Source organism: Hymenobacter perfusus (assembly GCF_003944765.1).
Lineage (GTDB): Bacteria > Bacteroidota > Bacteroidia > Cytophagales > Hymenobacteraceae > Hymenobacter > Hymenobacter perfusus.
Map to the genome: position 1 here is coordinate 1,044,094 of NZ_RWIU01000001.1, position 18,162 is coordinate 1,062,255.

The window sequence follows — 18,162 nt, forward strand, 5'->3', positions numbered from 1 at the left end:
GGACGTGGATAGCACTTTCCCTCGTCGCAGAAGCAACGAATGGTATTCCTGCCGGATACCGGACCGTAGCGGGCAGGCGCGGGCCAGCAGTCCACCCTGGCCGACGGCCGGCTAGCGCGCCGGCCGGAGCAGCTACCCCAAACTCCCTCCTTCCGAAACCCCGGCCAGCCCGTATCTTTACAGCTTATTACCACCCATTTCCCCACCTCCACCCCCCGAATGGCAACATCCAGCACTCCCGCCGCCACCCCCGGCGACACCATCCTCGTTATCGGCGCCGGCGGCCAGCTGGGCCTGGAGCTGACCCACGAGCTGCGCCAGATGTATGGCGCCTCCAACGTAGTAGCCGCCGACGTACGCGCCCCCCAGGACGCCGAGACGCAGCAGGCCGGCCCCTTTGAGCTGCTGGATGTGCTGGATAAAAACCGGCTGGAAGCCGTGATGCGGCAATACAAGCCCAAACAGGTGTACCACTTGGCCGCGCTGCTCTCGGCCACGGCCGAGAAGAACCCCAAGTTCGGCTGGCAGCTGAACATGGATGGCCTGTTTCATGTGCTGGATGCGGCCGTGGACCTGGGCGTGCAGCAGGTGTACTGGCCCAGCAGCATTGCCGTGTTCGGCCCCGATACGCCCCGGGAGAACACGCCCCAGCTTACCATCATGAACCCCAACACGGTGTACGGCATCAGCAAGCTGGCCGGCGAGCAGTGGTGCGAGTGGTACTTCCGCAAGCACGGCCTGGACGTGCGCAGCCTGCGCTACCCCGGCCTCATCGGCTACAAGAGCCTGCCCGGTGGCGGCACCACCGACTACGCCGTGGACATCTACCACAAGGCCGTGGCCGGCGAGAACTTCGAGTGCTTCCTGAGCGAGGATACCTACCTCCCCATGATGTACATGCCCGACGCGCTGAAGGCCACCCTGGACCTGATGCACGCCCCCGCCGATAATATCAAAGTGCGCAGCAGCTACAACCTGGGTGCCATGAGCTTTAGCCCGAAGGAAATTACGGCCAGCATCCAGCGCCACTACCCCGATTTCCAGGTGACCTACAAGCCCGACCAGCGCCAGCAGATTGCCGACTCCTGGCCCGCCAGCATCGACGATACCCAGGCCCGCCAGGACTGGAACTGGCAGCCCCAGTTCACCCTCGATAAAATGACCGACGACATGCTGCTGCACCTGAAGGAAGCAGTGGTGCTGAAATAGCCCAGGTGCTGCGCGTGGGCAGGGTATGACGCGAAGAAGGCGCTTACCTGCTCCTGTTGCCTCCGTCTGAACTCAGGCTGCGTACCTTCGCTGCCCGGAAAGCCTCGCCCCACGGCGGGGCTTTTCTGCACCTCATTACTCCCTTACGTTATCCGCCCGCTGCCTGCTATGCCCACTACCCGCCTGCACACTACTCTGCTGCGCCTTGCGCAGCCCCGCTGGTTCTGGCCGTTGCTCATCGGATTGAATCTGGTGTTGCACCTGCCGTTTTTTCAGCAGCCGCCCAACAGCGTCCATCTGTGGCGGCAGAGCAACACCATGGCCGTGGCCCGCAATTTCGCCGAGGAGGACATGAACATCCTGCGCCCCCGCGTAGACCGACGCAACGACTCCGACGGCGTGACCGGCATGCAATTCCCTTCCTACGAATGGGTAGTGGCCCTCAACTACAAGGCCTTCGGCTTCCACGAAACCATTCCCCGGGTAGTAAACTGGCTGATTTTTATGGCGGGGATGGTGGCTTTCCACGGCTTGGTGCAGCTACTGACGGGGTCTCGGTGGCTGGCCGCCGTGGGCGCCTGGGGCCTGACCTGGTCCCCGGAGTTGTTCTATCATTCGCTTAATGCCCTGCCCGATGTGCTGGCGCTCAGCGCGTCGCTCTGGGGCCTGTGGTATTTCCTGAAATGGTACCGGGAGCCCCGGCCGATGTACTTTACCATCAGTTTACTAGCTACCATGCTGGGCGGCCTCACCAAGCTGCAATACTTGGTTGTGGGGGTGCCCATTGCGGTGCTGGTCATTCGCGACCTGGTGCAGCGGCAGCTGGCCCTGAAGCGGCTGGGGTGGCTAGCCGTGTTTGCCGTGGTAGCCGTCGGCGTGCCGGTAGCCTGGTACGCGTATGCGCTGCACCTGATCAAGGCATCGGGCCTGACTGATTTCGGGCTGGAAGTGCGCTCGGCTACTTCTTTGGCCACGGCGCTGGATATTCTCAAGGACAACGTGGTGTCGGATACGCCGGAGCTGCTGCTCAACTTTGCTTCCTTCGGGCTGCTTTTACTAGGTCTGGTGGCGCTGGTACGAGAGCGGAAGTGGCGCAACTTCTGGTTTCTGCCGGTGCTGGTGTGGGTGCTGGCTCTGGTGGCGTACCACCTGCTGGAGCTGCGCCAGATGGATTATCACCAGTACTACATGCTGCCCCACGTACCGGTTCTGCTGCTGCTGGCGGTAGTAGGTGCGGGCTGGCTGTACCGGCAGCCCGGGCGCTGGGCGGGGCCTCTGCTGGCCCTGTTGCTGCTGGCCCAGCCGGTGCTGGCTTTCGTGCGCATTGCCCCGCCGCGCTGGATGCGCGGCCCCCGCGACATTGCCCCGGAGTTTTACTACGAAGCCTCCCGCCACCAGCTACGAACCGCCGCCCCCGACTCGGCCCTGTGCGTGGTTGGCCCCGACGAGTCCGGCTGCATCTACTTCTATTTTCTGCACAAAAAAGGCTTCGGCTTCTCTGACCGCAACGAGCTGTTCGCCCCCGATTCTACCGGCCAGCCTTACCTGCGCCGCTGCCTGCAGCGTGGGGCCCGCTTCCTTTACACCGATGACTCCGTACTGGTAACCGACCCGCGTCTGCGGCAGTACAACGGCCGGGTAGTACAGAAAACCGGCCGCTTCCGGGTGGTAGAGTTTCCGGCCGTAGCCCGCTAGTATTCGCAAACGGGGCCGGGGCACCGTGTCGGTGGTACTATTTCAGCGCCCCGCCCGGCCGGTAGTTTCAGGCGGAGCGCTGCGTTTTGCTCAACTCCGCGGCGCGGCGGCTCGTTGTGTAGGCTGAAGGTTACCTCCGCTCCGTTTTCAGCCCCATGATTGTCAACCACACGCCCGCCGGCTGGCAGATTATCTACCAGCAGGCCCATGCCTTGCTGGCGGCCCAGCTGCTGCACCAGTGGCCCGCGTTCCTACCCACCGACCAGTGGGTGGGCCTGCTGGCCGCCGCCGCCCAGCACGACGACGAGCAGGCCGACTGGACCGGTCACTATGGCCTTACGCCCGCCGGGGCTCCGGCCAACTTTACCATGAAGGAATTTTCGCTGGAGCAGGCTACCCGACTGATGGGCGCGGCGCGGTTCCAGGGGCGCTGGCGCAGCCTGCTCACCAGCATGCACCTAAGTACGCTCTACGAGTGTCTGCGGGGCCAGAAAGCGGAAATTGATGCGTTTCTGGATGAGCAACTGGCCAGCCAGAAAACCTGGCGGCGCGCTCTGCACCTCACCAAAGCCCACGCCGACCAAGCCTACACCCTGTTGCATTGGTGCGACCGGCTGAGCCTGATTCTATGCCGCCAGGAGCTACCCGAAATGGGCCGCGCCTTAGAAATCTACACCGGTCCCGACGGCCACCGCCATGAGGTACGCCGCCCCACCGAAGACGGCCCCGTGCAGGTGCAGCCATGGCCCTTTCGCGAGCCGCAGGTCGCTGTGAGCGTAGAGGCCTCGATACTGCGCCAGCTCCAGTTCAAGCATGACGCCGAGCTGGCCGCCGCTTTGCGGGAAGCCCCCATCGAAACCCTGCGTTGGGAGCTGGCGAAAGGGTAAGCTGTCATTCCGGGCGGAGCGCAGAATCTGGGTGCTGAGGTTGTTGAAAACAGAACGTCATGCTTCGCTCCGCTCAGCATGACGTTCTGTTACCCGAAGTGCCTACAGCTTCGCTATCGGCTTGGGATTTTGCATCACGCCGGCGGGCACGTTGCTGAAGGCTGAAATGTGACCCAGGCCGCGGCCGTCTTTGCCATCGGTGCGGTCAGTGGCCAGCATGATGCCGTTGTACCGCTGGTAGCCTACCCAGCGGCGGCGGAAGGCGGGCTGGGCGTCGGTGGCTTTGGGGAAGTAGGCCCATTCTTCCAGCAGGTTGGTTTTGGGGTTGATGAGCACCTCGTATTTGTTGTCGGGCGTCACGCCTACGTTCTTGAAGGTCATGTTGAGCACCTCGGCCGGCTGCCCGTTCATGAACTTACCCGCACCCTTGTAGGTCAGCGTCACGCCGGAATCCTTCAGCTTGAACGGCATCAGCAGCCACCACGAGTTGTTCACCCAGATGGGATACATGCGGCTGAGCAGCTTCTCGCCGTCGGGCGTGGCGGAAATGTCGCGGCCGTTACGGAAGGCTTTGCCCTGCTTGGTTTGCAGGTTGTACACAGCCACGGTGCTGTCTTTTTGCCAGCGGAAGTCACCGGTTTGCTTATCCCAGAGCTGGTAGGAGCCATCCAGAAAGTCCCAGCCCAGCAGGCGAGTTTGCTGCCAGGCCGGGTAGCCGCCCATGGCCAGCATCACCTTGTCGGCCAGCTGCGTGGCGCGGGCGTCGGAACCAGCCGCATCGAAGCCCTGAGCCGCCGGGTAGCTGCCCTTTTTGACGGTGGCTGATTTGGTAGTGGAGGCTTGACCGAAACCGGCCAGGGGCAAAGCCGCCAGCGCGGCTACAAGAAGAAAACGCATACAAATGGGAGCTAAAAAACAGAAATCCGACTGTGCGGTACTAACCGCCAACGGACGGGTTCCTCTACGCAAAGCAACGGGAATTGGCTCACTTCCCCGAACGACACCCGCGCCCGGCCCGTACTAGCAGCAACGTTTCCTTCCCCGACCCTCGCGCCTATGGCTACCCATTACAAGCTTTCCGACATCGTGAACATCCTCAAGCTGACGGCCAGCGAGTTTATGGTCAATAACTCGCTGCGCCACGCGGCGGCGTTGTCGTACTACACCATTTTCTCGCTGCCGCCACTCCTGATTATCGTTATCACAACGGCCAGCACTATATTCGGCACCGAAGCTATTACCGGCCAAGTATATGCCCAGATGAAGGGCCTGGTAGGACCCGACGCGGCCAAATTCATGCAGGATAGCATCAACGAATTCAACAAGCAGGAGCGTAGCGGCTTTGCGGCCGTCATCGGCGTTGGCACGCTGATATTTGCGGCTACCACCTTTTTCGTGACCCTCCAGGAAAGCATCAACGACATCTGGAACCTGAAGGTGAAGCCCCGCAACGGCATCTGGCAGTTTGTGCGTGACCGGCTCCTCTCGTTCGGCCTGATTCTGAGCGTGGCCCTGCTGCTGCTTATTTCCTTTGTGATTAGTGCCACCCTCTCCTTCTTCACCGATTATCTGCAGCGCCTGATGCCGGAAATTACGGTGGTTCTGCTCAAGCTCATTGATTTCAGTCTCTCGCTGTTCATCACCTCCCTGCTGTTTGCCCTGATTTACCGCTTCCTGCCCGATGCCATTATCCGGTGGCGCGACGTAGGCGTGGGGGCCTTCATCACGGCCCTGCTGTTCATGCTGGGCAAATACCTGATTGCATTTTACATTGCCCAGGCCAATCCCGGCTCCACATTTGGGGCGGCGGGCTCGGCTATCATTCTGCTGGTATGGGTCAACTATTCGGCCCTCATCATCTTCTTCGGGGCCGAGTTTACCCAGGAATTCGCCGATGCCTTCGGCCAGAAAGTACAGCCCAAAGCCCACGCCGTGCGCATTGAAACCCGCGAAGTGCCCGAGGGGGAAAGCAAGGAAGAAATTACCACCGGCCGCCCCCGCGCCGAAGGGCGCTGGCGGGCGTAAGGTGCCATCTGATACTGATAACGCCCGGCATTCCTCCCACAGGAAAGCCGGGCGTTTTTTTGATAAACGGCCACCGTATTTTCCTTTTCAGAGCGTGCCGGGGCTGAGGATTTTGCGGTAGTTTTGCAGCAATATGAAACACACTATCCTTCTGCTATTTGCCTGTCTGGCCTTGTGTACCACAGGCCGGGCCACTACCCTCGCCGACTCCGTACGCGGGCAGCAAAAATTTGTGCAATTGGTGACCAATGACCTCTGTGAGCGGCTGCAGGCGGAGCAGCAGCGTAAGCCGTTCACCAATATTTCCGCCGCCGATGCCAAATCATTGCTGGTGTCGTTGATGCAGACGTCGCTGCTGGCCCATGCGGAGGAAATGAACGCGCTGCTGACGACCGGCAAAGGCGGCAACACGCGCAAAGTCGGCGAGCAGCTGGGCACGGAGGTAGTGACGGCCTTGGTCAGCCAGTGCCCGGCCGGCCAGCAGCTGATGGTGGGCGCCGTGCGCGACGGGCTGGGTAGCAAGCTGGCGGTGACCGAAGCCGAGAAGCCCGTGCTGCAAGTCATAACGCGTGATATCTGCCACCGCCTCGACACGGAAAATGCCAAAAGCCCGTTGGCGGCTCGGCCGGCTGCTGAGCGCAAGGAGGCTTTTTCTACTGCCATGCAGGGCAGCATTCTGGCCAACATGGAAGCCGTGGCCAATTTTTACGGCTTCAAGGAACTGCAGAACAACAAAACCATGGAGCAGGCAGGTCAGAAAATCGTGCTGCTGATGCTGGACGAATGCCCCGTATACCTGCTCCAGTTCAGCCTTGATGAGTATCTGAAAGGCAAGTAACCTGTCTGTTTGCCTACCCACAGAAAAGCCCCCACAACTGACATTGCGGGGGCTTTTTTCCTTTTATGCCAGCGTACTTACGCGGCGGTTTCTTCGGGCTTCTGCTTTACAGCCAACTGCCCGCAGGCGGCATCAATGTCCTTGCCCCTGGAGCGGCGGATGTTAGTTTGCACGCCCCGGTCGGCCAGGTACTTGTGGAAAGCGGTGAGCTTGTCGTCGGCCGTGTTGATGTAGTCGGCGTTTTCGATGGGGTTATACTCGATGAGGTTCACCTTGCAGGGAATCCACTTCGAAATCTGGAACAGCTCCTCGGCGTCCTGGAGCGTGTCGTTGAAGCTCTCGAACACGATGTACTCATAGGTCACCTTGCGGCCCGTCACCTGGTGATAATGTTGGAGCGCTTCCTTGAGCGAAGCCAGCGAATTAGCCTCGTTGATGGGCATGATTTCGTTGCGCTTCGTGTCGTTGGGCGCGTGCAGGCTCAGGGCTAGGTTGGCCTTCACGCCGTCGTCGGCTAGCTTCTTGATCATCTTGGCAATGCCGGCGGTGCTCACGGTGATGCGGCGCGGGGCCATGTTCAGGCCGTCGGGGGCGGTGATGCGCTCAATGCTTTTCACCACGTTGGCGTAGTTGAGCAGCGGCTCGCCCATGCCCATGTACACGATGTTGGTGAGCGGCGTGCCGTACTGGCTTTCGCACTGCTCCCGGATGCGCACCACCTGGTCGTAGATTTCGGCGGCATCCAGGTTGCGCTTACGGTCCATGTAGCCGGTAGCGCAGAACTTGCACGTCAGGGAGCAACCCACCTGCGACGAAATGCAGGCCGTCATGCGCGTATCGTGCGGGATGAGTACACCCTCCACAATGTTGCCATCGTACAGGCGGAACGCCGATTTGATGGTGCCGTCGTTGCTGAGCTGGTGGTTCTGCACCGTCACGCCGTTGATGACGAAATGCCGCGCCAGCAGCTCGCGGGTAGCAAGACTGATGTTGTTCATTTCCTCAAACGTACCGGCCGTATTCTTCCACAGCCACTCGCTCACCTGCTTGGCACGGAAGGGCTTTTCGCCGTGCTCCACCATAAAGGCCTTGAGCTCGTCGGGGCTGAGTTTGCGAATATCGCGCTTGGAAACTACGGGCAAGTCAATCATCATGGGGCAAAGATACGACACCGGCCGCCGAAGCCCTACGCTTCTGGCCGGGAACGTGCCTCAACCCGCTGAGAATGAAAAAAGTGCCGCTGACTGACCTAATGCTTTATTCACCACCCCGCAGGCGGGCGGCATATTCCTCCGGCAGGGTCCGGAGTTTACGGGTGTTGTAGTCGAAGCAGAGCATGCCGGTTTTGGCGCGGGCAATTTCGCGGCCTTCCTGGTTGTGCACCCAATACACCACATCGAACCCGTACTTGCTCAGGTCGGTGGCACCCAGCTGAATCCGGAGCGTGTCGCCGTAAAATCCTTCGCTCTTGTATTCGATGGCCACATCGGCCATAATATGGCCCAGGCCGGTAGCGGGGTCGAATTCGGGGTGGCCCAGGTGCAGCAGCAGCTGCACCCGGGCTTCGTGCAGCAACCCCAGCAGCGCGTGGTTGCCAAGGTGGTTGCCGTAGTTGAGGTCGGTGATGCGCACGGGCAGCTCCACGGTGAGCAGGTAGTGCGCGGGTAACTCGATGCGGATGCGGGCCATAGGGTGGCAAGATACGTACACGTCCGGTCCCGGGGCAGCGGCACGCGCGGGTTTTGCGCCCATAAACGCGTATATTGGGCTACAGTGTCCGATATGCTGCCTGGCACCGGGCTGTTGGTTACGGCTCTTTTATTTCCGTTTATGATTCCGATGCCCCACGTCGAAGTGCGTACTACTGCCGATGGTTCCAGTACGCTTTTCGTGCCTGCTCTCAACGAGCATTACCACAGTACCCACGGCGCGCTGCAGGAGGCCCGTCACGTCTATCTGGCTGCCGGTCTGGAACACGCGCTGGCAGCGGCTACCGAGCCGGTGTGGGTGCTGGAAATTGGTTTTGGCACCGGCCTGAACGCATTGCTCACGCTGGAGCGCAGCCTCACCGCGCCCTGTCCTATCTTCTATGACACCATCGAGAAGTTTCCGCTGCCCTGGGAGGTAATCGGGCAGCTGGGCACCGAGAATTACCTGCACCAACCCGAGCTGCTCGATTATCAACAGCAGCTGCACGCCTCTACCTGGGGCCGGCCGGTGGCCCTCACGCCGCAGTTTGTGCTCCTGAAAATGGCCGGTGAGCTACAGACGACCCCGTTAGCCGGCAATACCTACCACGTTATCTACTTCGACGCCTTCGCCCCCGAAAAGCAGCCCGATATGTGGACCGACGAAGTGTTTCAACAGCTTTATGACGCCACCGCCCCGGGCGGCTGCCTGGTGAGCTACTGCGCCAAGGGTTCGTTCAAGCGCAGCCTGCTGGCGGCTAGCTGGCAGGTAGAAAAGATTCCCGGCCCACCCGGTAAGCGCGAAATGACCCGCGCTTGGAAGTTGGGGTAGTATTACATCATATGTGGAGCAATGTTTTCAACTTACAAACACTTCCTTTTCCTACTGTTGGGCATCATTCTACTCTCTAATTGCCAGAGCACTCAACACGATTTATCGGTTATTCCTGAAAACCTCATTGATAAAGGAACAATACCTGACATCGAAAATTATTACGCTGAAAATAGGGTAAATTATGGCACACCAATAGGAGAAATACAGTTTACTACGAATGGCGACACTATTGACTTTAAAAACGGTGTGGTTCCATGGGCAGATATTGCAACTCCTGATAGCACTTTGAAGCTTCTTATCAATCCTAATGAGGTTGTTTTGTCTAGCAGCACGGTATCCGTGGTTATAGATTATCCACTTACCACTCCCTCAACTTATATCATATCATCGAAAGACGGTTTTACCAGAGCCGAACTGCTTAAGAGCATCAGTACATTGTATTTTAAAATTTACGACGAAGAAGCCGCCAGCACTACTATTCCGGTTACACCTTTAAAAAAGAGAACTACTTTATTGAATAGAAATCACACAAATGGCAAACACGGTATATGGGGGCATGATATTGAGGATTTATCTTTAACAGACGCCGCTGTATATAGAACGGATAAAGACAGTATAATTTTGACATTGAACATTGACTCTTAAGCAAATACTTGATAATAGACCTGTATTGCACGGAATAATAGAATATTTACTTCCTTGGTTCCTGCGTAAGTTGCTCCCATTATGAGCAGGAAGCTACTGGAAACCGAGGGGCCGGACTGGGTGCAGCGGGGCATTATCACGGAGACACAACGGGGGCAGCTACTGGCCCTCTATCCCACCGATACTGCTGCCGTGGGCCTGTTGCCGCTGCTGGGCAGCCTATTGGTGGGCCTAAGCGCGCTGAGCGTGGTGGCAGCCAACTGGCAGGGCCTGCCCGAGCTGGTGCGGCTGGGGCTGCTGCTGGGCGCTTTGTGCGGAGCCTACGCGGGCGGCGAGTATTTCCGGCGGCGCGGCAACCTCAACTTAGGCATGGGCCTGATTGCGCTGGGCCTCCTGCTGTTCGGGGCCAGTATTGTGCTCACCAGCCAGCTCTACCAGCTTATCGGCTACGACCTGACCGGTCTGCTGGCCTGGGCCGTAGCGGGCATGGGCCTGACGTGGCTCTACCGCAGCCGCCTGCTGTTTCTGATGACGGCCGTTATCAGTGGCATCGTGCAGGGCTACAACACCGGGCAGATGGGCGCCTTCAGCTACCTCACGGCCGTAGGCACGGCGCTAGGACTGGGCTACTATTGGTGGCGGCGGCCCGATGCGCTGCTGGGCGGGGTGCTGGCCACGGGCCTGCTCTGGCAGTCGGCGCTGCTCATCAACCACTTGCACGTTAAAATCACCTGGTTTTTCATTCCGGCCATGTTGGTCTACGCCTTCGGTGACTGGCAGCCCGACCGCCCGGCGGGGCGCGCGCTGCAGGGGCCGCCGCTGGTAGCGGCGTTCCTGTTTACACTGGGGCTGGCCCTGTTTGGGGAGTCGGACTTTTACGCCGGGCAGCTGCGGGCACCGCTGGTGCCGTATCTGGCGGCGCTGGCGGCGGTACTGGCCCTCTCACTCTGGGGCAAACAACGGCGGGGCCGCCTCGGCAGCACCACCGACTGGCTGCTGCTGCTGCCGGGCTTCTACTTTACCGGCGGCTTGCTGCTGGCGGTGGCTACGCTGGTGGTGCTGTACGCCTACTCGGGCAGCGTATTATGGCGGGCGCACCAGGAGCAAAACCAGGATCGGGTAACGCTGGGTACCGTGCTGTTCGTGCTGACTACGGCCGTGGCCTACTTCAAGCTGACCTGGGGATTCATGGATAAGTCGGTGTTTTTTCTGCTGGGCGGCTTGCTGCTGTTTGGCCTGAGCTGGCTGTTGCGCCGCCGGGCTGCCCGCACCTTCGCTTCCTCTACCCCCAAGTCATGAGCGTACCGCTACCTCCCGTTCCCACCGCTCCTTTGCCCGATTTGCCGGAGCCCCGGCGGCGCCGCTGGCTGCAATGGCTGGTGCTGGCCCAGGTGCTGTTCGTGCTGGGCGTGGCGGCGGCCGGCTATGCCACCGAGGCCCTGGGCCAGCGCATCTGGCTCCGGACCCAGCCCGTGGACCCGCGCGACCTGCTTTACGGTGACTACCTGAACCTGCGCTACCAGATTGGCGAGGTGCCGGGCAGCCTGTGGCGCGGCCCGCGGCCGCCTCGTCGCAAGCAGGCCGCCTACGTGCTGCTCAGCCCCCACCCCGATAGCACCTACGAGGCCGTGGGTGTATATCCCGAGCGGCCCGCCACCACGGGCCGGCAAGCCGTGCTGCGCGGCTCGGTACAGGATGTATGGCGGCGCGGCCTGCGCCTGCGCTACGGCCTGGAGCGGTATTACGTGCCCGAAACCATGAGCCGCAGCCTGCACCAGCGGCGCAGCCTGCGCGTGCAGGTCAGCCTGGCGCCCTGGGGGCAGGCGCGCATTACCCGCGTGGACACCACCGCCCGCTAACCAAAAAGCTGCGCCTTATTTTACCGATTTCCATTATCTTGGCTGGCAAGTTTTGCTCCGTTTGCCGCTACCCTACCTATTGCATGTTGTCTTATCCTTTTATTTCCCTGCTTCATGAAGAAAGCCAATCTAGCCTCTATTGGCGAGGTACTGGCCGCCCAGCGGCGAGCCACTCAGCCAACCACCGTTCATAGCAAAACGGCAAAAGCTCGCTCCGCGCAGACCCTCGGTCATACGGACGCTGCCAGTTCACCCCAGAAATAATAAACCGCCCGCCCCGAATATTCTCCGGAGCGGGCGGTTTTGCTTGCAGCCGGCAGCTTAGCGGTTGCTGGCCAGCAGGTTTCGGTCGGCCTGATCCAGATCAACCAGCGCGTATTTTTTGGTGTCGGTGATGTTCATTTCGTCCAAAGCATCCACCATGCTCTGGTAAGAGGCTTCGTCGGTGGGCTTGATGATGACCATGCCGCCCGCCTTCTGCCGGAACTGCAGCAGCAGCTTACGCAGCCCCTCGGCCCCGAACGTGGTGGTGTGTACCGCCGCCATATTCCGGCCCGGGTTTTCGCCGAAGAAGTACTGAATCCGGCTGTCCTTGCCCAGCAGCAGCGTCAGGGCCTTGGAGGCCGGCACGTCCGAGGTTTCGGAGCCCTTGGCCGGCAGGGCCACTTCCATTACCGTGGGCTTGCTGAAGGTGGTCGTCAGCATGAAAAAGGTGAGCAGCAGAAACGCCAGATCCACCATCGGCGTCATGTCGAGGTGGAAAGCGTGTTTTTTGGCGCGGGGCTTGGAGCCTTTCGCGGCGGGAGCAGCAGTCTGAAGGTTGGCCATAACGGTGCTGGGGGTTAGGTGAGTACGGTTGTATTCAGGCAACGCTATACCGTGGTTGGGTATTGTATCTACCGAACCGCCAGGTATTCTTGCACTCGTTTCCTGTTTCATCCCGGCCCGCAGTCCCATCTTCCGGCTTTTATGCGCAAACTCCTTTCGCTTCTTTGTCTCAGCCTGCTGGTGTGGGCTTTGCTGCTCGGGCTGCTCCTGGGGAAGATGGCGCTACAGGCCACCCTCGATATTCAGCTGCACAACACCTTCGTGGTGGTGGGGAGTTATGCCGGGCAACTCTGGCTGCTGGTCCTTGTGGTACTGCTGGTGCTGGCCGCCAATAGCCTGAAGCAGCGGGCCAGAGAAAGTAAGCTGCTGCTCGGGCTGCTGGCCGGAAGCGGTTTGCTGCTGGAAGTATTGCTGCTCAACTCATTCATGGATACTGGCTTTACCGTCTATCCGCCCCTTTCCCCCGGCCCAGCTACATCCGTTGACCCTTTAGCCAATGTGCGATGGATATTCTGGGGGCTACAGGGCTTTTTGCTGTTGGTTGTTCTGTGGGCAAGTGTTCGGCTGCTACTGCTTACACGCCGGCCGCCCTCCGCCTAAAACCGCCACACCCGCTCCGGCGTGAGGCAGGCGTGCAGCGGCACGTCACCGGCCCAGGCATCGGTAATGCGCGCAACCGGTGGCTCCAGGCTCACGCCAATCCGCAGCGCATCGGGCCGGCATTCCGTTAGAAACCGGTCGTAGAAACCCTTACCGTAGCCCACGCGGTGGCCGGCTTCGTCGAAGGCCAGCAACGGAACCAGCACGGCATCCAGCTGCAAAGGCGCTACTTCGGCGGCCCTCACCGGCTCCGGAATGGCCCACTTGTTGTTCATGAGCTGGGTTTCGGACGTGAGATGGAAGTGGCGCAGCGTGTGGCCGTCGGCCTGTACTACCGGCACGGCCAGCTGCAGGTGCGGCTGCTTCGCCCACAGCTGCCGGATCAGCAGCCAGGTATCGGGCTCATGCTGCTGCGGAATAGGCAGAAACAGGTGCAGCCACTGCCACTCCGCCACCGGAAACCCAGCCCGTAGCTGCTGCCACAGCGCGGTACTGCGGTGCGCCACTTCGGCTTCGGACAGGGCGCGGCGGCGGGCCAGGGCTTCGCGGCGGAGGTCGGCTTTGGTCACAGATTTTCGCGGATTAAACGGATTACGCTAATTTTTTCGTCACCTAATCCAAACAGCAGGGCACGCTTTTCGGCTGGTTTCTTTTAACTGAAACTGCTAATCCAGCGCCGTCACGTAGAAGCCCACTTTTGGCTGCATACCAGCCAGCCTGGCTCCGAGGGAAGGTTTTTCCCAGGAATCCTGGCTGGTTTTGCGGAAGTACAGGTCGCCTTTGCCGTAACCCAGAGCGCTGGAAAAGGCCAGACTTTTACTTACCTGCTCCACCTCCCCGCCGCTAATCCACTCCAGCGTCAGCAGGAAATCCTCGTCCATTATCAGCTGATCGGTGGTCAGGTCCACGGTCAGCGGGGCGCTGGGGCCGGTTCGGTCAGCCGTGCTCACCAGCAGGTTGCGGGTGAGCAGCTTCTCCCCCGACGGCCGCCCATCGGGCAGCAGCCGGTACAGGTTTACGCGAAACCGCAAGGTGTCGGGCTGATCGTAGAGCACGTTAAAATGAGCGGTCAGCAGCTTGGAGGGCTGGTGTTTGAGGCAGACGACCATGCCTATCTCGGCTCCCAGGTGCTCAGCTTTGAGCTTGGAGATGATGGAATGCGAGGTGCTGGTGCAGCCCAGCGTCCGGCGGCGTTTGTATAGCCCCGCTCCCTGCACCCGCACATCGGCCAGCGGAACGGCCACGGGCACCAGCGTGCGGTTGGGCTGCGCCACCAGCTCCCGCAACACTACCCGCTGCGGCCGGTAGCCCAGGCTGGAAACATACACGGTATCCGTTAGATTAGCCGACGAGTAGGCCAACTGGTAGCGGCCATGTTCGTCGGTTACGGTGCCCACGCTTTTGCCCGGAATACCCAGGTTAGCATACGGCACCGGGCCGGCCGCGGGGCCGGCGGTAATGGAGCCGGTCAACGTCTGGCCAATGGCCACCATAGGCAATAGCGCCACCAATAGGCTACCAACTGCTGTCCGCAGCCAGGAACCAGAAAAACGAAGAAGTCGGATAGCCACCATCGGGAATAAGGAGTTGGAGAAGAGTAGAACAACTCTCCCCCAGAGTCCTGCCAATGGCCGATGGTTGTCAGCTAATGTTTCCTACTCCTCCTCCAGCACCGTAAACTCCAGCGCCAGCGGGTCGAAGGCATCCAGCAGCTGGTTGATAAAGCCGGGGTTGTTGATGAGAATGCTGAGTACGTTATCCTCCCGCTCCTGCAGGTGGCCGTTGGGCATCAGCTTATCCTTGAGGGCCGTGAGCTGGGTGTAAGCAGTTTCGTGCTTGGCTTCGGCGGCTTTGCTGAGGCGCTTTTCCAAGCCTGCTACAATGCCGGATACCTTCTGCTGCTCGGCGGCCACGGTTTTTACCAATGTCGGGTCGAGGCGCTGGGCCAGTTCGGTTACCTGCCGGAAGGCGGCGGCCAGCTGCTGTTGTTGCTCCTGCAGGCTCACTTCTTCCTGCCCCAGCATAGCGCCCACCTGCTTCTTCAGCTCCGGCAGCGGCCGGAAAATATCCAGCGACGTCAGGCTGAGCTTGCGCAGCTTGCCGGCGTTGGCCTTGCTGATGAACTGCGCCGAGTTGCGCGGCAGCAGCACCGGAAACGGCACCTGGTTCTGGTCGAACACGCCTTTGAGCTGGAACCAGTAGGCCACCTCGGCCCCGCCGCCGATGTAGCATAGGTTAGGCAGCAGCAGCTCCTGATACAGCGGCCGCAGCACCACGTTGGGGCTGAACTGCTCGGGGTGCTCCTGGGCCAGCGCCAGCAGCTCGGCCTGGGTGTGGCAGTGGCCGGTGTTGCGCACCGTAATCTGCACACAGTCCTGGGCCGCGTCGTACTCCAGCCGCTCCCGCTTGCCGCCGTCGGTGAGGAAGAACAGGTTGAGGGCGCGCGAGTACACCTGGGGCTTGTAGCCGGCGGCTTCGAGGCGGGCATTGGCCGCCTGCACCGCGTTGTTGGAGGCCTGGGACTGGATTTCCTGCTCCAGCACCGGCACCAGTGCCTGCTTCAGCGCCGATGCGTCGGCATCCAGACTCACCAGTCCATACTCGCCAAACAGGTCGTGCGTAAGGCGGCGGGTGGCCTCGGCTAGCGTGCCCGACTGCTCATAGGCCTCCCGGAACAGCGCCGGCACATCGGCGGGCAGCTGGTCGAGCAGCTCCTCTTTCAGGCCACCTAGCGGTAGCCGGCCTACGGGGCCGCCCTGGTCGGCGGCGTTCCACTCGTACTTTTTGCCGAACAGGTTCAGGTGGTTGATTTCGGCGAAATCGTGGTCCTCCGTGGCCATCCAGTACACCGGCACGAAATCGTACTGCGGGTACTGCTGCTTCAGCTGGCGGGCCAGCTTCACGGCCGTTACAATCTTGTAGATGAAGTACAGCGGCCCCGTCAGCAGATTGAGCTGGTGGCCAGTGGTGATGGTGAACGTCGTGTCCTTATCCAGCAGCTCCAGATTAGCCTGCACGGCCGGGTTCACTGTAGGCAGGGTGGCGTACTGCCGGCGCAGTTCCTCAGTCAGCCGCTGCCGGGCCTCGGGCGTGTACTGGGCCTGCTTCTCCCGGATCTGCTCTTCAAAAGCGGCCAGCGTGGGGAAGCGGTGATAAAACGGCTGCAACGCTTCCGCCTGGGCCAGATAATCGGTGAGCAAAGAGGAAAACGCGCCGGTTTCGGCGTACGCAAGAGTCGTGACGGACATACGAGAGGAGGATAATCGGGCTATAACCGGCCAGCGGCCACAAAGTAACTGGGTATTTTTTGGGATGGTCCCAGAGTCGTCTTCAAACGCGGCCCCAACTGTCCCAGGGCTGAAGCCCTGGGCTACGCAGCGTACCGGGCGGAACAGGGTATTAATCAGCCATCAACCCGCCCAAAAACAACCCAGGGCCGAAGCCCTGAGCTACGAAGCGTGCCAACCGGAACGCTGCATAGCCCAGGGCTTCAGCCCTGGGAAATCAGGAAAGCCGGCTTACACCAGCTTGCCGTACAAATCGAAGTCGGAGGCCTCGGTAATCTGCACCTGGGCGAAGTCGCCGAGGCGGACGTAGGTGTCTTTGGTGGCGGGCACCAGTACTTCGTTGTCCACTTCGGGCGAGTCGTACTGGGTGCGGCCCACGAAGTAGCCGCTTTCCTTGCGGTCGAAGAGCACCTTGTGGGTCTGGCCCACGCGCTCCTCGTTCAGCTCCATCGAAATGCCCTGCTGCAGCTCCATAATCTGGTCGGCGCGGTCCTGCTTTACTTCGGCCGGCACGTCGTCTTCCAGGGTGTAGGAATGCGTATTGTCCTCGTGCGAGTAGGTGAAAATGCCCAGACGGTCGAAGCGGGTTTCCTCCACGAAGTTGTAGAGGTCCTCGAAGTCCTGCTGGGTTTCGCCGGGGTGGCCGGCAATGAGCGTGGTGCGCAGCGCAATGCCCGGCACTCGCTGGCGGATGGTATCCACCAGCTCCACCGTGCGGCGCTTGCTGATACCGCGGCGCATGGTTTTCAGCATGTTATCTGAAATATGCTGCAGGGGCATATCCAGGTACTTGCAGATGTTTTCCCGCTCGGCCATTACGTCCAACGCGTCCATCGGGAACTGTGAAGGGTAGGCATATTGCAGCCGGATCCAATCGATGCCGTTCACGTCAGACAGGTTGCGGAGCAGGTCGGCCAGCTTCCGCTCACCGTAGTGCTGCAGGCCGTAGTAGGTCAGATCCTGGGCAATGAGAATCAGCTCCTTTGTGCCCATGGAGGCGAGGCGGCTGGCTTCCTTCACCAAGTCCTCGATGGGGCGGTCCATATGCTTGCCGCGCATCAGCGGAATGGCGCAGAACGAGCAGGGCCGGTTGCAGCCCTCGGCAATCTTGAAGTAGGCGTAGTGCTTGGGCGTGGTCAGCAGCCGCTCGCCCACCAGCTCGTGCATGTAGTCGGCCTCCAGCGTTTTCATCAGCTGCGGCAGCTCCAGGGTCCCGAAAAAGGCATCCACCTGTGGGATTTCCACCTCCAGGTCGTCCTTATAGCGCTGCGAGAGGCAGCCTGTCACATAGAGTTTGTCCAGCTTGCCGGCTTCCTTCTCGTCGGCGTAGCGCAGAATGGTGTCGATGCTTTCCTGCTTGGCGTTGTCGATAAAGCCGCAGGTGTTGATGATGACGATGTTGGCGTCGCTCTTCTCGGCTTCGTGCGTCACCTCAAACTGGTTGGCGCGAAGCTGGCCCATGAGCACCTCCGAGTCCACGATGTTCTTGGAGCAGCCGAGGGTGATGACGTTGACTTTATTGGCCTGCTGGCTTCTTACTTTCATGCTGGATTGGGTAGGCGGGCGGCCGGGCAATTTCTTATCAGTGAGAAAGTTGCCCGCTACAGCCCGCGACGAAAATCGGACCGCAAAGGTACGCAGGCGGCAACGCTTTTTCCTACTGAGGAAGTTTCTTTGTGCAGCCGCGGCACCGGCAGGCAGCAACAAAAACGCCTGTCATCCTGAGCAGAGCGAAGGACCTTATTACGCTGGAACGACAACCGAAA

At 60.5% G+C, this 18,162-nt stretch carries 18 protein-coding genes; 10 read left to right on the forward strand and 8 right to left on the reverse strand.

What is annotated here, in order from left to right:
• The first annotated feature begins 219 nt into the window (after positions 1-219).
• The 3 genes from EI293_RS04475 to EI293_RS04485 all read left to right on the forward strand — a co-directional run bounded on the left by EI293_RS04475 (position 220) and on the right by EI293_RS04485 (position 3,791).
• Positions 220-1,209, forward strand: coding sequence for an NAD-dependent epimerase/dehydratase family protein (locus EI293_RS04475; RefSeq protein ID WP_125435930.1), 990 nt, complete (start codon positions 220-222; stop codon positions 1,207-1,209).
• Between the two features lie 168 nt (positions 1,210-1,377).
• The gene (locus tag EI293_RS04480; RefSeq protein ID WP_125435931.1) at positions 1,378-2,904 is read left to right on the forward strand and encodes an ArnT family glycosyltransferase; all 1,527 of its coding nucleotides are present in this window, start codon (positions 1,378-1,380) and stop codon (positions 2,902-2,904) included.
• A 155-nt stretch (positions 2,905-3,059) separates the two neighbouring features.
• Positions 3,060-3,791 carry a DUF3891 family protein gene (locus EI293_RS04485; RefSeq protein ID WP_125435932.1) on the forward strand — a complete coding sequence of 244 codons (732 nt, stop codon included), beginning with the start codon at positions 3,060-3,062 and terminating at the stop codon, positions 3,789-3,791.
• 102 nt (positions 3,792-3,893) lie between these two features.
• On the opposite strand, the gene EI293_RS04490 is transcribed toward EI293_RS04485, so the two are convergent.
• Positions 3,894-4,688, reverse strand: a complete 795-nt coding sequence (locus EI293_RS04490; protein WP_125435933.1) for a DUF6503 family protein — start codon at positions 4,686-4,688, stop codon at positions 3,894-3,896.
• 159 nt (positions 4,689-4,847) lie between these two features.
• Here EI293_RS04490 and EI293_RS04495 point away from each other — a divergent pair, with 159 nt between their 5' ends.
• Both EI293_RS04495 and EI293_RS04500 read left to right on the forward strand, forming a co-directional pair.
• On the forward strand, positions 4,848-5,816 hold the full coding sequence (locus EI293_RS04495) for a YihY/virulence factor BrkB family protein (RefSeq protein ID WP_125435934.1): 969 nt from the start codon (positions 4,848-4,850) through the stop codon (positions 5,814-5,816).
• A 133-nt stretch (positions 5,817-5,949) separates the two neighbouring features.
• The gene (locus EI293_RS04500; RefSeq protein ID WP_125435935.1) at positions 5,950-6,654 is read left to right on the forward strand and encodes a hypothetical protein; all 705 of its coding nucleotides are present in this window, start codon (positions 5,950-5,952) and stop codon (positions 6,652-6,654) included.
• 77 nt (positions 6,655-6,731) lie between these two features.
• On the opposite strand, the gene rlmN is transcribed toward EI293_RS04500, so the two are convergent.
• Together rlmN and EI293_RS04510 are read right to left on the reverse strand one after the other, a co-directional pair.
• Positions 6,732-7,805 (reverse strand): 23S rRNA (adenine(2503)-C(2))-methyltransferase RlmN, encoded by a 1,074-nt coding sequence (gene rlmN / locus EI293_RS04505; RefSeq protein WP_170170266.1) that lies wholly within the window; start codon positions 7,803-7,805, stop codon positions 6,732-6,734.
• A gap of 106 nt (positions 7,806-7,911) precedes the next feature.
• The gene (locus tag EI293_RS04510; protein ID WP_125435937.1) at positions 7,912-8,343 is read right to left on the reverse strand and encodes a thioesterase family protein; all 432 of its coding nucleotides are present in this window, start codon (positions 8,341-8,343) and stop codon (positions 7,912-7,914) included.
• A gap of 93 nt (positions 8,344-8,436) precedes the next feature.
• Between EI293_RS04510 and mnmD the strand changes: the two genes are divergently transcribed.
• The 4 genes from mnmD to EI293_RS04530 all read left to right on the forward strand — a co-directional run bounded on the left by mnmD (position 8,437) and on the right by EI293_RS04530 (position 11,681).
• Positions 8,437-9,174 carry a tRNA (5-methylaminomethyl-2-thiouridine)(34)-methyltransferase MnmD gene (gene mnmD, locus EI293_RS04515; RefSeq protein ID WP_246010525.1) on the forward strand — a complete coding sequence of 246 codons (738 nt, stop codon included), beginning with the start codon at positions 8,437-8,439 and terminating at the stop codon, positions 9,172-9,174.
• Positions 9,175-9,231: 57 nt separating this feature from the next.
• Positions 9,232-9,822: a hypothetical protein gene (locus tag EI293_RS04520; protein ID WP_125435938.1), complete on the forward strand. Its 591-nt coding sequence runs from the start codon at positions 9,232-9,234 to the stop codon at positions 9,820-9,822.
• An 81-nt stretch (positions 9,823-9,903) separates the two neighbouring features.
• Positions 9,904-11,121 carry a DUF2157 domain-containing protein gene (locus tag EI293_RS04525; RefSeq protein WP_125435939.1) on the forward strand — a complete coding sequence of 406 codons (1,218 nt, stop codon included), beginning with the start codon at positions 9,904-9,906 and terminating at the stop codon, positions 11,119-11,121.
• A complete protein-coding gene (locus EI293_RS04530) occupies positions 11,118-11,681 on the forward strand; it encodes a GDYXXLXY domain-containing protein (RefSeq protein ID WP_125435940.1) in 564 nt (187 codons plus the stop codon). The genes EI293_RS04525 and EI293_RS04530 overlap by 4 nt, the downstream gene beginning before the upstream one ends.
• A 321-nt stretch (positions 11,682-12,002) precedes the next feature.
• Here the strand turns inward: EI293_RS04530 and EI293_RS04535 are convergent, their stop codons facing one another.
• On the reverse strand, positions 12,003-12,509 hold the full coding sequence (locus EI293_RS04535) for an ExbD/TolR family protein (protein WP_125435941.1): 507 nt from the start codon (positions 12,507-12,509) through the stop codon (positions 12,003-12,005).
• Positions 12,510-12,650: 141 nt separating this feature from the next.
• Between EI293_RS04535 and EI293_RS04540 the strand changes: the two genes are divergently transcribed.
• On the forward strand, positions 12,651-13,109 hold the full coding sequence (locus EI293_RS04540; protein WP_125435942.1) for a hypothetical protein: 459 nt from the start codon (positions 12,651-12,653) through the stop codon (positions 13,107-13,109).
• Here the strand turns inward: EI293_RS04540 and EI293_RS04545 are convergent.
• From EI293_RS04545 to rimO, 4 genes are all read right to left on the reverse strand, one after another.
• On the reverse strand, positions 13,106-13,678 hold the full coding sequence (locus EI293_RS04545; RefSeq protein WP_125435943.1) for a 5-formyltetrahydrofolate cyclo-ligase: 573 nt from the start codon (positions 13,676-13,678) through the stop codon (positions 13,106-13,108). The two genes, EI293_RS04540 and EI293_RS04545, sit on opposite strands and share 4 nt — an antisense overlap.
• Before the next feature lie 96 nt (positions 13,679-13,774).
• Positions 13,775-14,617 (reverse strand): carboxypeptidase-like regulatory domain-containing protein, encoded by an 843-nt coding sequence (locus EI293_RS04550; RefSeq protein ID WP_170170239.1) that lies wholly within the window; start codon positions 14,615-14,617, stop codon positions 13,775-13,777.
• 147 nt (positions 14,618-14,764) lie between these two features.
• Entirely contained in the window at positions 14,765-16,357 is a 1,593-nt protein-coding gene (gene bshC / locus EI293_RS04555) for a bacillithiol biosynthesis cysteine-adding enzyme BshC (RefSeq protein WP_125435945.1), read from the reverse strand.
• A 270-nt stretch (positions 16,358-16,627) separates the two neighbouring features.
• Positions 16,628-17,941 (reverse strand): 30S ribosomal protein S12 methylthiotransferase RimO, encoded by a 1,314-nt coding sequence (gene rimO / locus EI293_RS04560; protein WP_125435946.1) that lies wholly within the window; start codon positions 17,939-17,941, stop codon positions 16,628-16,630.
• Positions 17,942-18,162 lie beyond the last annotated feature (221 nt).